Genomic DNA, 15081 nt, shown 5'->3' with positions numbered 1-15081 from the left:
GAACTATCCACGCACTTGGACAGCGAATTACTTAAAATAAATAAAAAAGTGCTTATGCTTGGAAATAAAAACTCTAAAAGTCAGGTCTTAGTTGATATGGCAGAGAAAAAAACACGCTATGAAAAACTTGTTCATGTTTATCATAGCGAATTATATCGCTTTGCGTATTGGTTATGCCGCGACCCTAATATTGCCGAAGATCTTGTCCAAGAAACGTTTTTACGTGCTTGGCGTGCCCTTGATTCATTATTAGATCAAAAAGCAGCAAAGCCATGGCTATTGACGATTTTGCGCCGGGAAAATGCCCGCCGCTTTGAACGCAAACAATTTGATTATAGCGATGTTGAAAACGATACCTTAGTTGATGAAAAAAGCGTCACCTTAGATGACGAAATGGAGCAAACAGTGATCCAACGTCAAATCGCTAAGTTACCTGATGAATACCGTGAGCCATTACTACTGCAAGTAGTTATGGGTTGCTCCGGTGATGAGATAGCTGAAATATTAGAGTTAAATAAGAACACCGTGATGACGCGTTTATACCGCGCCAGAAACCAGTTAAAAGAGGCTTTAAGCCGTGATGATGAACAACTTAAAGGGGCATCAAAATAATGGATGATCTCGAGTTTCGTCGCCGAATTAGCGCACAGCCAAACAGCACAGAGAAGGAACTTTTGGAGTTTGCAGAGCAACATCCTGAGCGACAAGCATTTATAGATGACATGCAAGCGTTTGATACGCAGCTTTCAGGCGCACTGGATATACCTGTGCCAGCGGGTCTTGCTGAGCGTATTTTAGCTAATACCGCAGCTCATGCACAAAACGACGCACCGATTACTGAGCAGCGTTTTACAGAGCAAACTGATGCAACCCCATTGCAACAGCCAACAGATAATGTGGTTGAGGCAAGTTCACGCTTTAAACGTGCTCGTTTACCTCTTGCCATGGCAGCCTCATTATTGGTGGCGGTAGGCGCATTTTTCTTTAGCAGCGAACAAAATATTGCGTATGCCGCAGGCGAACATGCACTTGCCCATGTTTATTATGAAATCAACTCGTTACAGAAAACAGAAGCGATCAGTTTAGCAACAGTCAATGAAAAATTTGCAGTCCTTGGCGGTCATTTAGATGAGCTCCCGGGTAAAGTAACGTATTTAATGTTTTGTGACTTTAAGGGTCAAAAAGGACTGCATCTGGTGTTTGAATCTGATTATGGCCCGATGACAGTTTTTATCGTGCCATCAAAACAGCAGACTTTTGGCATTGGCGACGACGATTTTCAGGATGACCGTTTTGCAGGCCATATTAACCGTGGTGCTGACGCTGATACTATTTTAGTAGCAAGTCTTGGTGCGCCATTAGAAAATTACAATGATCGTATTAATGGTGCGATCCGCTGGTTAAATTAACCTGCCCTTTGCATGGTCGTCATTATGGCGAATGCAATTTAATTGACGCGTAGCTATAGGCTTTAGATAAAAAATAAAACCGCACAACAATTGTTAGTGCGGTTTTTTATTATTCAATAACGCTATCTAAATAGAATTATTTACAAACGTCTGCAACAGCATTTGCAAAGTAATCGATATTTGCTTGGCTGATACCCGCCACGTTTACACGGCTAGAACCAACAATGTAAATACCGTAGTCTTTTTGTAGACGCTCGATTTGCTCTTTATTAATACCTAAGAAAGAGAACATACCGTGTTGACGGTCAATAAACGAGAAGTCTTGAGCAATATCTTTTGCCGCTAGGCTGTCTTTGATCAACGTACGCAGACCGTTAATACGGTTGCGCATTTCATCAAGTTCACTGTGCCATTGTTGAGTAAGCTCTGTGCTGCTTAAAATGGTGTTTACAATGTCGGCACCGTGCGCAGGGGGCATTGAATAAATACTACGTACCACACTTAACAATACTGAGTTTGAAATATCAGCCGTCGCGCTATCTTTCGCAATAATTGAACATGCGCCAATACGCTCACGGTATAAACCAAAGTTTTTCGAACATGACGAACAAATGATCAGCTCATCAACCGCGTTAGCTAAAATACGTAAACCGTTGGCATCTTCTTCTAGGCTTGAACCAAAACCTTGATACGCGATATCTATCAGTGGGGTAAAGCCAACATCTTTTGCAAGCTCAGCAACTGTATTCCACTGTGTTTCGTTTAAGTCCATACCACTTGGGTTATGACAACATGCGTGTAATAAAACAACGTCACCTTTCGGCACTTGCGTCAGGGTTTCGATCATTTCATCAAATAACAGGTCTTTGTTTTCGTAATCGTAGTATGGGTATTCTTTAACAGTCAGGCCTGCGGCTTCAAATAAGCTAATGTGGTTTGCCCATGTAGGATTTGTAACCCATACTGTCGCACCGGGATTACAGCGAACGATAAATTCAGCTGCAACACGCAGTGCACCTGTGCCACCTGGTGCTTGTGCTGTACGCACACGATTAGCTAATAATGCTTGGTGCTCACCTAATAATAGGTTTTCCATTTTTTGGCAGTAATCTAAGTTACCCGCCAAACCAATGTATGATTTGCTGGTTTCGTTTTCAAGACGGAACGCTTCAGCTTTTTTTACTGCTTTTAATACTGGTGTATTACCTTGTTCATCTTTATAAACACCAACCCCTAAGTCAATCTTATTTGGGTTAGTATCTTGCTTATAGGCCGCCATAAGGCCAAGAATAGGATCAGTTGGTAATGGTTTTAATACTGAGAACATTGACTATCTCTTTCGTTATTTAGGGGTTAGCTGTTGCACTTAGCTTAACATAAAAGCTCACTAGATTGACTAGTGTTATTTACACTAAAAAGTGAGGAATTTTAATACAGCATGCAATTAATAGCGCTAAAGTTTGCTGGTTGAAAAAATCGTTATTAAAGGCTTCACCATCAACAATACCAACGCAGCGATTTGCACTGTCAAAAAGCGGTAAACAGGCTTCTGATTTTACTTTAGGGTCACAGGTATAATATTCACCACCCGCTGCCAAATACTGCTCAACATTGTTGATCACTCGCCCTTTACTACTTAGTGCCACCTGCACATTATTACTGCCGGCTGCAAATGCTTCGGTGAGTGGAAAAAGCGGTCGACTTGGCGCGCCAAAGTAAGCCAGTTTAAGTAATTGCTGACCCTCAAGTGTTGCTGTGCTTTGGTAAATGCCATACCAGTCAACCTTGGTTTGCGCTACAACGTAATCAACAATCAGTTGTAATTGAGCAAGCTGTTGCGTGGTATGCTGATCTTGCGGTAAAAAGTCAGTGAGTTTAAACGGCTCATCTTGTAAATAACCAAATAAGCTGCACGCGCCTCCCTCGCCTAACTCTGGGATTTGATACTGCCAACGAACAGCGGGAAGCGAGTGGCTTAATAAATAATTTTCGAGCTTAGTGAGCTCAGCAGTGACTAACTGAGCAGGCACATCTAGTTGTGCAAGAGATAAATAAGAAGAAACCATTTAGCCATCCAAACATCTAAAAAATGAATCATAGCATGGCTAAACTACCACGACTAGCTTTGTTGCTGCACTAATCGATAACACATTTCAATTTGATTACCCGATGCGTTATAAGTCACCTGCTCTGCTATTTCTTCTAATATCGACAGTCCACGACCATGCTCTCGATTATTGCTGTTTGCAGTGCTATCAGTACTTGCAAAGCCATTACCAGAATCACAAATAGTAAAATAAAGGCTTAAAGTGTCAGGGCAATAACGCATATCTACAATGATCAACGCATCCACCAGCTTAGCAAGCGTGGCTTCTCTAAGTTGATAATACTCAATAAAGCCATCTTCTTTATTTTTAATCTCTGAGTCGAGTCCTAACACGCCATGATCGAGTGCATTATTATAGGCCTCAGAAAGTAGTAGGAAAATATCCGAGCGATGAGCTTTTAAGCCACCGACTTGAGTGAGCACTTCGACGATTTCAAGCACTGGATCGGTTTGTTTTATTTGCCGTGAATTAAGCGTTAAAGAAAAATTAAAGGGTAACCGAGAATAAGCGGTTTGCTCTTCAGCCGCGGGAGGAACCGCCACACAATTAAACAGCACTAGACTAAGATCATCTTGTTGTTTGCTACCATGAGCAAACTGAGTCACTTGAGTGATTATATCTTGGCTAGTCACTTTAGGCTTGCTTGCAAGTGCCTTTATAAAGCGTTGCTCTGCAAAAAATTCACCATCCGCATTAGTCGTTTCTATAATACCATCGGTAGCCAGTGCCAAACGCATACTAGTATCTACTTCAAAATGAACTAATTCACGTTCAAATTCATCACCTTCTAAAATCCCTAAAGCCATATGCTGTGACTCTAAGGTCTTTAATACTTTGCCTTGTTGATCGATTAAATAAGCATCTGGTAGACCGCCAAGCCAAACAGAGACACTCTTCCCTGAACTGCTCAACTCGATAATTGTCGCGGCACAAAACATATGCCCAGGCAGTAATTGCACCAATACAGCATTAACTTCAGCAGCAATATCACTCACCGCCATACCTTTGTTAACCATAGTATAAAAAACTTTAGATGCCGGCAGTGCCCCCACAGCAGCCGCTAGCCCATGGCCGGTAAAATCCCCAAGCATACAATACAGGCTACCAATCGGACTTTGTCCAACTAAGCACATATCACCATTGAACATAGACGCGGGTGATAGGTGAAAATCAATGTTGTCAGTAAACTTATATTGGTTCTCTAACGCATTGTTAAAGATATGCTCAACTATTTCGTGTTCACGTTCGGTTTGATTGTAATGATATTCTAATAACTTATTTTGCTCATGAGTTTTTAGGCTAAGTTTGCGGGTACGACTGTGGGCTTTTATTTTTGCGGTTAAAATTACTTTATCAAACGGTTTATGAATAAAATCATCGCCGCCAACTTCTAGGCAGCGCTCAAAGCTGCTTTGGTCTTCTAATGACGTTATAAAAATAATCGGTAGGTGAACATCGTTGTATAACTGCTTAATTTTTTTCGCTGTTTCATAGCCATCCATAATTGGCATGATCACATCCAGTAGCACAATATCAATGCTTTGCTGTGCTAATATCGCTAATGCCTCAACGCCATTGGCAGCAGTCGATACCTCGTAATTTTGTTGCTCCAACATCACCTTTAACAGCGTTAAATTTAGTAGTTGATCATCAACAACGAGAATATGCATCAATCAATATCAAACTTTTTATCAAAACGAGAGATTTGCAGAATTTTCTTCAGTTGCGGCTGACAATTACTGATTTGAATTGCATCGACCGAACTGCCTAAGGTTTTTTTCATATTCAATAACATCCCAAGGGCGGAGCTGTCCATATAATCGGTTTCACGTAAGTCAATGACGACCTTAGCGGTTTTTTCACTGATATCGGAATACGCCTGTCGAAATGACTGCACTAAATTAAAGTCAAACTTCCCTTTAATTTGAATAGTCAGCGTCGCACCATCAGCTGATGCACTCGTACTTAGACTCATTTACTTCACTCCTGCTCAGATTATCCATTCTTATTGCTTTAAATATAACTGCTTAAAATTAATTAGCCAAAAATAAAAACACCTAAGCGCAAATTTGTGCTTAGATTTGATATTATAGCTGCCATTGTTATTTAACTTTTTCAATGCAGGTTAAGCATGAGTGATAGTAATCTCGTTTATTCAACCGAAACAGGCCGTATCAGCCAACCAAAGCCCAGCAAAGAAGTGGCAGGTAAGGTATTTAAAGACGGCGCCCTGCGCATCGAACGCCAAACCAAAGGCCGTAAAGGCAAAGGCGTTATGTTGGTAACTGGTATCGACAGCGAACAACACGATTTAAAAAAACTCGCCAAAACCATTAAAAGTAAAATGGGCCAAGGCGGCGCGGTAAAAGACGGCATCATCGAAGTACAAGGCGACGACCGCGAAAAACTCAAAGCCATCCTAGAAGCACTTAAATTCAAAGTAAAAATTGCCGGAGGGTGAGCTCCGGTTTTATGGTGTTTAGTGGTATTAAATGAGTTGTTGTGACAATCTGAACGGCGAATTTGAGTAAATACCGGACGGACAATCTAACACTCTTTTGGACAATTTCGTGTTAAGCACAAAACCAACTAAGGCCCTATTCAGATCAGAAAATATATTGAGAAAATGTACTTTTCAAATAAATTAGATTGAATAATGACATGATGGCCAAATTATTGATTTGTTCCTTTTCGTAATATCTCAATATGTCGCTTAGGCGATATTCCAAAAAGCCGAGTATATTCACGACTAAAATGTGAAGGACTTTCATAGCCTACTTGAAATGCTGCACTTGATGCACCGGAATTATCGTTAAGCATCAGACGTTGGGCTTCGTTTAATCGTAACCATTTTTGATACTGCAAAGGACTCATCGATGTATGTTTACGAAAATGGTGATACAAGGTCGTCGTACTCATTTGTAAATGTGACGACAACTCTTCAATATTTAATGGTTCGGAATAATGCATTCGAAGCCAACCTATGGCTTTAGATATTCGATTAGCTTGATTTCCCGATGATGCAATCTGCCAAATCCGACCAGCAAGATCGCTAGTCAAAAGGCGGTAATGAATTTCTCTCACAATGAGTGGCGAAAGTGTTGTAATAGCTTCAGGCTCATCTAGTAGATCTAATAACCGAATAAACGGTGCCAATAAATCAGACGTAACGGTTCCTATGGCAGAGCTTCCATTGATAGAACTATCATGAGAAGGATTCATACCATTTTGAGCAATAATATCGGCCATGAGCTGCATATCAATTTTTAACATCAACCCTAAACAAGGATTATCCAAACTGGCTTCGATTACTTGCGAGCTAGCAGGCATATCCAATGAATTGAGTAAAAAATGTTGTGTATCATAGGTGAAGTTTTGCTCTCCAACTAACAACTGCTTAGTTCCTTGCACGACAAAAAGAACACTTGGTTCAATTGTACAAGCGCAAGGTTTCGCGACCACTTCCCGACGAAACAGAGACAAGTTTTCAATTAACGTAGAACTATCTTCATTGCCTACCGTTTTTTGCTCGATAATCCTAGCTAACTTAGCCTGCATATCACTGATATTTATATCTAACTGTTTATTTTCAGCTCTCGATTCGTGTTGAGCAATCATTCGATATTCCTCAAATTTGATTTACTTAATAATAGGTCGTTCCATACCTAGAGTCACCTGAAATTCTATCCATTCAGTGTATTAGGCAAGCATTGAGTAGGATCTTGCTAACATAAATCGGACAAAACTGTAAAACTAAATACTAGTAAAACAAACCATCGTCTTTATTTCATTATTTATGGCAAATATGAATGCCTATCACACGGGTAGTAAAGACTCATGGCGTTCAAATATTTGAACGTTTTATGCAAAGTGCGCTCAGCAATACTCGCTCAATTTATCAGGAGAAAACCATGGATAAATCCATTAAAAATACCAGCATTACTTCTAAAAAAAATGAAGCCAATGAAGGACGTAGAAATATGATGAAAATGACTGGAGCAAGCGTTATTGCTTTAGGTCTGAGCACGATAGTATCAACTCAAGCTTTTGCTCAATCATCATTAAAGTTAAGCGATGAATGGGACAAAAAATTTGCCAAAAGTAACAAGGTCGATCATAAAAAAGTCACATTCAAAAATCGCTATGGTATTACTCTCGTTGCCGACCTTTACCAACCCAAGGATGCCCCAGGTCAATTACCAGCGATAGTTGTTGGTGGACCTTTTGGTGCAGTGAAAGAACAATCGTCAGGTATTTACGCTCAAACAATGGCTGAGCGTGGTTTTGTTACGCTTGCTTTTGATCCGTCTTACACAGGTGAAAGTGGTGGTGAGCCGCGTAACATTGCATCACCTGATATCAATACGGAAGACTTTAGCGCTGCGGTAGATTGTATTGGTATACAAGCAAATGTGGATCGTGAGCGTATCGGGATGATAGGTGTATGTGGTTGGGGTGGTATGGCACTAAATGCGGTCGCCGTCGATAAACGTGTCAAAGCCGTTGTCACCAGCACTATGTATGATATGACCCGCGTTATATCTAAGGGTTATAACGACAGTGTCACTCTAGAGCAACGCACACAAACACTCGAACAGCTAAGCCAACAACGCTGGCAAGATGCAAACAATAGCACGCCAGCCTATCAAGCACCTTACAACGTATTGAAAGGTGGCGAACCGCAATTTATGGTTGATTACCATGAGTACTACATGACACCACGCGGCTATCACCCACGTGCCGTTAACTCGGGTAACGCTTGGTCGCAAACTACACCACTATCCTTTATGAACATGCCGATATTAACTTACATTAAAGAAATTTCACCACGTCCTATTCTGTTCATTCATGGTGAAAAAGCACATTCACGTTATTTTAGTGAAACGGCCTATGAGAATGCTGCTGAGCCAAAAGAGTTAATGATTATTCCCGGTGCTAGCCATATTGATTTATATGATCAAATGGATGTCATTCCGTTTGACAAGCTCACCAGCTTCTTCAAACAACATCTCGCTTAATCGATATAGTTAGCTATTTGTCGTTACATGGTTGGTATGGGCATAAGAGCGATTTTTTGCCCTATTAACTAATTAATTGAATCCGGCTTTTGAAACCACGTGTGTTGTTTAATCACATGAGGCACTTCTATAAAATAAAGGCAAAATAAACGAACTTATGAAATCAACGACGACCTATGATGGCTCATCTTCTGAGCTGACTGAGAGTACAGCTCATTGGAGTGGCGTATTTGCCATGTCTTTATGTGTGTTCACACTTATCGCGTCCGAATTTATGCCTGTTAGTTTACTAACACTAATTGCAAACGACTTACAGATAACGGAAGGAATGGCAGGCCAAGGCATTGCAATCTCTGGCATCTTTGCTGTACTGACCAGCCTATTACTGCCTGCTTTTATCGGCACCATTGACCGTAAGAAATTACTATTAACACTCACTTTCTTGATGGGAATCTCTGGGGCCATGGTAGCTTTAGCACCAAATTACATAGCTTATATGTTGGGACGTGGGCTCATCGGCGTGGTCATTGGTGGATTCTGGTCAATGTCTGCGGCAATGGCCATTCGATTAGTGCCACCTGAAAAAGTACCTAAAGCTCTCGCCATTTTTAATGGTGGTAATGCGATGGCAACAGTCATTGCTGCACCATTAGGCAGTTATTTAGGGTCTATTATTGGGTGGCGTGGTGCTTTTCTAGCGATAATTCCTATTGCGCTAATCACCTTAATATGGCAATGGTTGACCTTACCTACTATGGAAACGGAGACAAACACATCGAGTTCTCGAAATATTCTCAAGATACTAAAAAACCGTACCGTAGCCCTTGGTATGGCAGGCTGTGGCGCTTTTTTTATGGGACAGTTTGCTCTATTTACTTACTTGAGACCTTTTCTTGAAACAGTGACACATACCAGCGTCTCTACATTGTCTCTGCTATTACTTGCTATTGGGTTTTCAGGGCTTATTGGCACATTCATCATCAGCTCATTTCTCAAAAAAACGTTATACGGTTTGCTGATCGGTATTCCCATTCTTATGGCTATGATTGCCATCGCCTTAATCCCATTAGGAAGTAATGTGTTCATCGTAGCAATACTACTTTCTTTATGGGGATTGTTCGCCACTGCCGCCCCCGTAGCATGGTGGACTTGGGTCGCAAAAGCGATACCAGATAATGCTGAAGCCGGAGGTGGCCTGATGGTTGCAGTTGTCCAAATGTCCATCGCGTTAGGCTCTACCGTTGGAGGGCTACTATTTGATGCTGATGGCTACCAAAGCACTTTTATTGCCAGCGCGACTGTATTGTTAATTGGTGCTTTTCTCGCATTGCAAGCATCACGCCTACAAGCACAATAAAATCTACTCGTTTATCGAAATAATAAAATTAATGGGGCCACTATTATGAATAATTTTGCTGTTAGCACCGACAAAGTAAGTACCTTAGGCATAATAGATCCTCGGCTGCGCTTAACGTTGATCAAACTGGCTAGCCTATTATTGCTGTTATGCTTAGCACTAAGTAGCAGCTATGCTGCCCAGCTAGTAACAGATCCAATCGCAGCTAAACACACCGTAACTCAATCGGAGCGTTCGTATATGTGGATTACCATTGGAAATCATCGTTTCAAAGCCAACTTAATCAACACACCGGCAGCGCGTGAATTTTCAGCCATGTTACCATTTACTCTCAACATGGATGACCTTAATAATAATGAAAAGCACGCCCGACTGCCGAAATCAATATCAACTGATGAACATCGCCCAAAACGTATTCATAATGGCGATATCATGTTGTGGGGTAATCGAACTATAGTTGTCTTCTATAAGGATTTTGATACCTCATATTCATACACTCGTATTGGCCATATCGAGGATCCCAACCAGTTACAACAGATACTTGGACAAAATAATGTAAGCGTAATGTTTTCTAAAAACTAAAGAGCGTATGGCGAATTAAGCCATGAATAAGCCCATTCAATGCGACGACTCCAAATCGAATATCAATTAAATCAGCTTTTTTTACTTAAAGTAGATTGGAAGTGTGTTGGCGCACAGTTCTCTAACTTACATTAGTTCAATCTTACTATTATTAAATTATCGAATATAAATAACTCACCACTTTTCATAATTTAGCAGTAGGCATCTGGTGAAATGTTATTTTCTACTCAATCCAATGTATGGAGAAATACATGAAAACTGATTCACAACTAAGAGATGATGTATTAAGTGAACTTCGCTGGCGTCCCAATATCGACGCTGCACATATTGGCGTAACTGCAAAGGATGGTGTCATAACCCTTACAGGTCAGGTGGCACACTTTACACAACGTTCGGCAGCGGTCAGTGCAGCTGAAAGTGTTTTGGGTGTATCGGCTATCGCCAATGAAATAGAAGTAGAAATACTTGGTCTTCACAAGCGCAACGATAGTGATATTGCTGCGGCAGCAGCAAATGCCTTGTTGTGGAGCTTTGAAGTGCCCCATGACAAAATAACGGTAATCGTAAAACAAGGTAAGGTCACGCTTGATGGCTCAGTAGATTGGCAATACCAAAAAAATGCCGCTGAACGTAGTGTGGAAAATTTGATGGGTGTCACTGGAGTAACTAATGCTATTACAATCAAACCGTCTGTTAAGTGGGTTGATGTTAAGTCTAAAATTGAAGATGCATTTAAACGTAATGCTGACATAGAACCACGTCGAATTACTGTTCGCACCAATCACGACGCCGTTACACTCTCTGGCAGTGTTGCGTCCGTAGGTGAACGTACTCAAGCCCTAAGAGCTACATGGGCAGCCCCTGGAGTGCGCAGTGTTATTAACAATCTTACTATTGTTCCCTAACAAGCCCTACATTGCTGTAGTAAAGCAACTCGTTTGATTTAACATCAGGCGAATTATTAGGAATGAGTGTCAACTGACTTATACCATTAATTAATTTTAATGAGGGGCTAGTATGCAACTTTATGATTATTATCAAACACTGGGCGTTAAATTAAGCACATCGGCAAATGAAATCAAACGTTCATATCGCAGATTGGCACGTATGTATCACCCTGATATATCTAAGTTGGCAAATTGTGAAAACGTGTATAAAGAAATTACAGAAGCCTATGCTGGTTTGAAAAATAATTACAGAAACTCAACTTTTAGGCATTGGCAAGTATCTGCTAAGCGCCTTAAGTATGAGCAACAAAACACCTTTCAAAAGCAATAATTGATTTATAAGTTCATATTCACATCATTTGAATATGAACTGTCTAAACGAAGTAACCCCCACAAAAATGCCGTTTGACCACAAGAAAGTTAAGTCACCATAAAAATTCAATCGCGCATTAGAAGCTGTGCAAAAAGTTATTTCAAGCAACAAATTGTTTAAATTGTGTGCGCTGGCGAACGGTACTTAAGCCTTATAATGATTATTCTTAATATGTCATACATTGACGCTATTAATGGATAGTGAAGGAGCGTTTTTTGATATGGCAATACGAGCCAAAATGACTCTTTTAATAGCTAAAAATTAGCATTAAAAGTTTATATAGCTCATCAATTTAATTGAAAGAAGGTCTGATTTTTCTTACGGCAATGATTTATTCGTTGTTGGGTTCTAAGTTTCATCAGGTCGATATTTAGGAGCATTAAAATGAGTGATACAAATTCAAAAAACGCAACATCAACGACTAAATCCAATAAACCAAATGTTGATTCTCATCGTCACAGTAAGATTAAAGCAGAGGCATATGAACTTGCTAGCGCACGAGGTTTTAAAAATGGTAACCAAATGGAAGATTGGTTAGAAGCAGAAAAAACCGTCGATATACAATTATCAAGATAGTTAATGTTCGCAAAACACATTGAGTCAGTTCTGTCATCAAATCGGGACTGATACTTAACTCACATACTAAACTTTTTTGAGAAAAAAATGACAAATATTTCTATAACAAAACAACCACATAATGGGCAAAACAAAAGTATTGGCTCTTTAAGTACACACTTTCCGAGCATAGATGACTTCTTTGATAAATTTAGTGGTAACTGGCCTTTTTTGCATCCAGCCTTTAGCAATTCTGGCTCAACCAGCATGAGTCTCAACCCTAAAGTTGATATTGTCGAAGATGACAAGTCGTATAGTCTTTCTGCTGAACTTCCTGGACTAGTGTTGGATAACATTAATCTAGAAATATCAGATGGTATTTTGACTTTAAGTGGTGAGAAGAAAACGGAAAAAGAAGAAGGCAAAGATAGTAACTACCACATGATGGAGCGCAGTTATGGCTTTTTTAAAAGAAGTTTTTCACTTCCACCCAGTGTTGAAGAAGATAAAATTAAAGCTGATTTCAAGAAAGGTGTATTGCATGTGAGTATGCCTAAATCAGCTAAGGCACAACAGCAGCAGCGAAAAATTACAATAAAAGAATGAGTGCAGTCTTCTGTAGCTCTCAAGATAAAAACTAATTAAACAGTGCATTCTGAGAACGATTTTCGAAAGAATGTACTGAATTTAAACCGTGGTTAAATTTATATAATATTATCCCTTAGACAAATTTCACTTCGAAAAAACTGCAAAATTTCAATGTCTGCTATAGAGAAAATATATAATTAATAGGCTTACCCCTCGCGGCCTGCTTCCTGCTATTTGGGATCGTTCACTGAACAGCTCGGCTATGACTGCTTTTGGCACATTTGCGAAGTTCGGCTGTGAGCGAAGCGGTCATTGAGATTGGCAAAATATCATAGTTAATTGATTGCTAAACTGTGTCGTTCGCGCATATATTCAAGCAAACGAGTGGCGCGCGTATATTGTTCCATTTAACTTTACTCAAAAGTTCAAGAAAACTTAAAGATAGTAATACCTTAGGTTATTTGTTAAAACTATATAAAGTAGATAAATGAGCGTTAAGTTGGTAAAAATATGCGCGATGAGCGGACTATAAAATGTTAGGGTTCTTTATAGGTACAGTGTAATTATGACTGATTATGGTACAAGAAATGAATCGACAGTTGATGATCGTGACGCCGCTGAATCTGTGAAACAAAGAGTCTTCTTAGCCGTTCAAGAACTATGTATTGGAAAGGGTGATGTCAGATCCAGATTAATAGTAGCAATCGATACTCTTAGTGCACTAAATTCTAATGATTTTCCTAAAGCTTTAGTTAAAGACTTTGAATGGGTGATAAAAGAATCAAAAAAATATGAATCTGATAATCCTGGGCACAAAAGCGACTTAGAGTTCACCATGGGGAAAATTTACAATTCAACAGGTAAAAAAATAGCTGAGAAAATTTTCAAAATGTATTCGGACATTCAAAACATTCGAGGCTTCCCATTACTAGGTGGTAGAAAGTCTTCCGAATAAAAGCCTAATCGGGTAGCCGGAGGTCTCCTCCAGCCCCCACACCACCCATCATGCGCTTTTTATTAACAAGAAGTGAAATGGGCGGTTCATCTCCCGTAATGAATATTGATCCAAATATCTCTCAATGACGCTAAACCTTGTGAAGTTAAATAGTCATTGCTCAGCGCAATATTAGTTCCTTTTGTTTTTAAGCTTCGACAAGGGCCTTCGCTTCCAAGCGCCTACTTTTGGTACTGGTGATACCACATGCTATGGCGAGTCGTTCGCTGACCCCCAATTTCATTAAACTGCGTACTTTAGTGCGGGCTATACCTTTATAAAGAGCGCCATTGCCGCCAGTAGCACATCTTATCCTACGGCGGATCCAGTGAGCTAAATCCACCGTTAGCTGATAAGCGTTGGCTATTAGGTAGTAGTGCCCCCAGCTGCGTAAATACTTTTGGGTCTAGAATCTGTATTACTCTAGAGCGCAGCGTCTCTGAACCTCTTTGTGAATAATTCAATTAAAGATCTTTTGCATAAAAAGCAGAGAAAGAGAAGTAAATGAGGATTAGCTTAAAGGTTAATATTAGCATGCGTAAACACGTTGCATTAATAAGGGCAAACCCTTATCACCTTAAATAAGCCAATCAAGTACCTGTAATACCTTGCAAAACGCCAATTAAGGCAACAGCAAATCCTCTTTTTATATTTTACGTGAAAGTCAGTTGTGGATTGAATCAAAATAGGAACTCGGCTATGGTTAATGCATCAATAAAAATATATTAAAAACGAGTTATTCTACAGCCTCGTTAGGGTTACTTGGAGATTTGGTGGAAAAGTTAAAGGCGAAGCTCATCGAATTAGAAGAGCATTTATTTAAGGCTGAGACCAGAGCTTCATACGGCGAATTGGATGAATTAATTGCGGATGAGTTCACTGAAATTGGTGGTTCTGGAGTTCGATTTGGAAAAAAAGAAGCTCTGGAGCGTCTGCCATCAGAATTGCCACCTAAGATCAGTGCATCTGAATATGAATTGAGACATTTAGCGCCAAATTGTGTCCAGTTACTTTATAAAGCTGTAATGGTAAAAGGTGGTGAGTCAACCGCTATTTACTCATTACGATGTTCAATATGGTCTCTGATAAATGGGAGGTGGCAAATGATCTTCCATCAGGGCAGCTTATGCAAAGCATTTGAGTAGTAACC

17 protein-coding genes are annotated in these 15081 nt (G+C 40.0%); 12 read left to right on the top strand and 5 right to left on the bottom strand.

All coding sequences use genetic code 11. The features are described from left to right. Positions 1-54: 54 nt before the first annotated feature. Together ACMVDV_RS01310 and ACMVDV_RS01305 are read left to right on the top strand one after the other, a co-directional pair. Positions 55-612 carry a sigma-70 family RNA polymerase sigma factor gene (locus ACMVDV_RS01310; RefSeq protein WP_416156923.1) on the top strand — a complete coding sequence of 186 codons (558 nt, stop codon included), beginning with the start codon at positions 55-57 and terminating at the stop codon, positions 610-612. Beyond that, positions 612-1409, top strand: coding sequence for a DUF3379 family protein (locus ACMVDV_RS01305; protein WP_304185300.1), 798 nt, complete (start codon positions 612-614; stop codon positions 1407-1409). Before ACMVDV_RS01310 ends, ACMVDV_RS01305 begins: the two co-directional genes overlap by 1 nt. 136 nt (positions 1410-1545) lie before the next feature. Here ACMVDV_RS01305 and ACMVDV_RS01300 read toward each other — a convergent pair whose 3' ends face one another. The 4 genes from ACMVDV_RS01300 to ACMVDV_RS01285 form a co-directional block, all read right to left on the bottom strand. After that, entirely contained in the window at positions 1546-2736 is a 1191-nt protein-coding gene (locus ACMVDV_RS01300; protein ID WP_416156922.1) for an amino acid aminotransferase, read from the bottom strand. A 79-nt stretch (positions 2737-2815) separates the two neighbouring features. Further along, positions 2816-3475 (bottom strand): histidine kinase, encoded by a 660-nt coding sequence (locus tag ACMVDV_RS01295; protein ID WP_416156921.1) that lies wholly within the window; start codon positions 3473-3475, stop codon positions 2816-2818. A gap of 53 nt (positions 3476-3528) precedes the next feature. Further along, positions 3529-5187, bottom strand: a complete 1659-nt coding sequence (locus tag ACMVDV_RS01290; RefSeq protein WP_416156920.1) for an ATP-binding SpoIIE family protein phosphatase — start codon at positions 5185-5187, stop codon at positions 3529-3531. Beyond that, complete coding sequence (locus ACMVDV_RS01285; protein WP_304185304.1) at positions 5187-5492, bottom strand: STAS domain-containing protein; 306 nt, start codon at positions 5490-5492, stop codon at positions 5187-5189. The genes ACMVDV_RS01290 and ACMVDV_RS01285 overlap by 1 nt, the downstream gene beginning before the upstream one ends. A 156-nt stretch (positions 5493-5648) precedes the next feature. Here ACMVDV_RS01285 and ACMVDV_RS01280 point away from each other — a divergent pair, with 156 nt between their 5' ends. After that, positions 5649-5978 (top strand): translation initiation factor SUI1, encoded by a 330-nt coding sequence (locus ACMVDV_RS01280; RefSeq protein ID WP_064667673.1) that lies wholly within the window; start codon positions 5649-5651, stop codon positions 5976-5978. Positions 5979-6190: 212 nt separating this feature from the next. Here ACMVDV_RS01280 and ACMVDV_RS01275 read toward each other — a convergent pair whose 3' ends face one another. Next, positions 6191-7135, bottom strand: coding sequence for an AraC family transcriptional regulator N-terminal domain-containing protein (locus tag ACMVDV_RS01275; protein WP_416156919.1), 945 nt, complete (start codon positions 7133-7135; stop codon positions 6191-6193). Between the two features lie 293 nt (positions 7136-7428). Between ACMVDV_RS01275 and ACMVDV_RS01270 the strand changes: the two genes are divergently transcribed. From ACMVDV_RS01270 to ACMVDV_RS01230, 9 genes are all read left to right on the top strand, one after another. After that, positions 7429-8535 (top strand): alpha/beta hydrolase, encoded by a 1107-nt coding sequence (locus ACMVDV_RS01270; protein WP_416156918.1) that lies wholly within the window; start codon positions 7429-7431, stop codon positions 8533-8535. A gap of 157 nt (positions 8536-8692) precedes the next feature. Next, positions 8693-9892, top strand: coding sequence for an MFS transporter (locus ACMVDV_RS01265; protein ID WP_416156917.1), 1200 nt, complete (start codon positions 8693-8695; stop codon positions 9890-9892). Between the two features lie 45 nt (positions 9893-9937). Next, positions 9938-10474 (top strand): cyclophilin-like fold protein, encoded by a 537-nt coding sequence (locus ACMVDV_RS01260; RefSeq protein WP_416156916.1) that lies wholly within the window; start codon positions 9938-9940, stop codon positions 10472-10474. 251 nt (positions 10475-10725) lie between these two features. Next, on the top strand, positions 10726-11379 hold the full coding sequence (locus ACMVDV_RS01255; RefSeq protein ID WP_416156915.1) for a BON domain-containing protein: 654 nt from the start codon (positions 10726-10728) through the stop codon (positions 11377-11379). A 112-nt stretch (positions 11380-11491) separates the two neighbouring features. Continuing rightward, positions 11492-11752 (top strand): DnaJ domain-containing protein, encoded by a 261-nt coding sequence (locus ACMVDV_RS01250; RefSeq protein ID WP_416156914.1) that lies wholly within the window; start codon positions 11492-11494, stop codon positions 11750-11752. A 426-nt stretch (positions 11753-12178) separates the two neighbouring features. Further along, entirely contained in the window at positions 12179-12370 is a 192-nt protein-coding gene (locus ACMVDV_RS01245) for a DUF2934 domain-containing protein (protein ID WP_404339507.1), read from the top strand. A gap of 87 nt (positions 12371-12457) precedes the next feature. Next, positions 12458-12955 carry an Hsp20/alpha crystallin family protein gene (locus ACMVDV_RS01240; RefSeq protein ID WP_404339509.1) on the top strand — a complete coding sequence of 166 codons (498 nt, stop codon included), beginning with the start codon at positions 12458-12460 and terminating at the stop codon, positions 12953-12955. A gap of 547 nt (positions 12956-13502) precedes the next feature. Further along, positions 13503-13892: a hypothetical protein gene (locus ACMVDV_RS01235; RefSeq protein ID WP_416156913.1), complete on the top strand. Its 390-nt coding sequence runs from the start codon at positions 13503-13505 to the stop codon at positions 13890-13892. An 812-nt stretch (positions 13893-14704) separates the two neighbouring features. Then, complete coding sequence (locus tag ACMVDV_RS01230) at positions 14705-15076, top strand: DUF4440 domain-containing protein (protein WP_416156912.1); 372 nt, start codon at positions 14705-14707, stop codon at positions 15074-15076. The last annotated feature ends 5 nt before the right edge of the window (positions 15077-15081 follow it).

Source organism: Pseudoalteromonas sp. ASV78, from assembly GCF_047806705.1.
Taxonomy (GTDB): domain Bacteria; phylum Pseudomonadota; class Gammaproteobacteria; order Enterobacterales; family Alteromonadaceae; genus Pseudoalteromonas; species Pseudoalteromonas prydzensis_A.
This window is presented reverse-complemented; position numbering and strand designations above follow the sequence as displayed.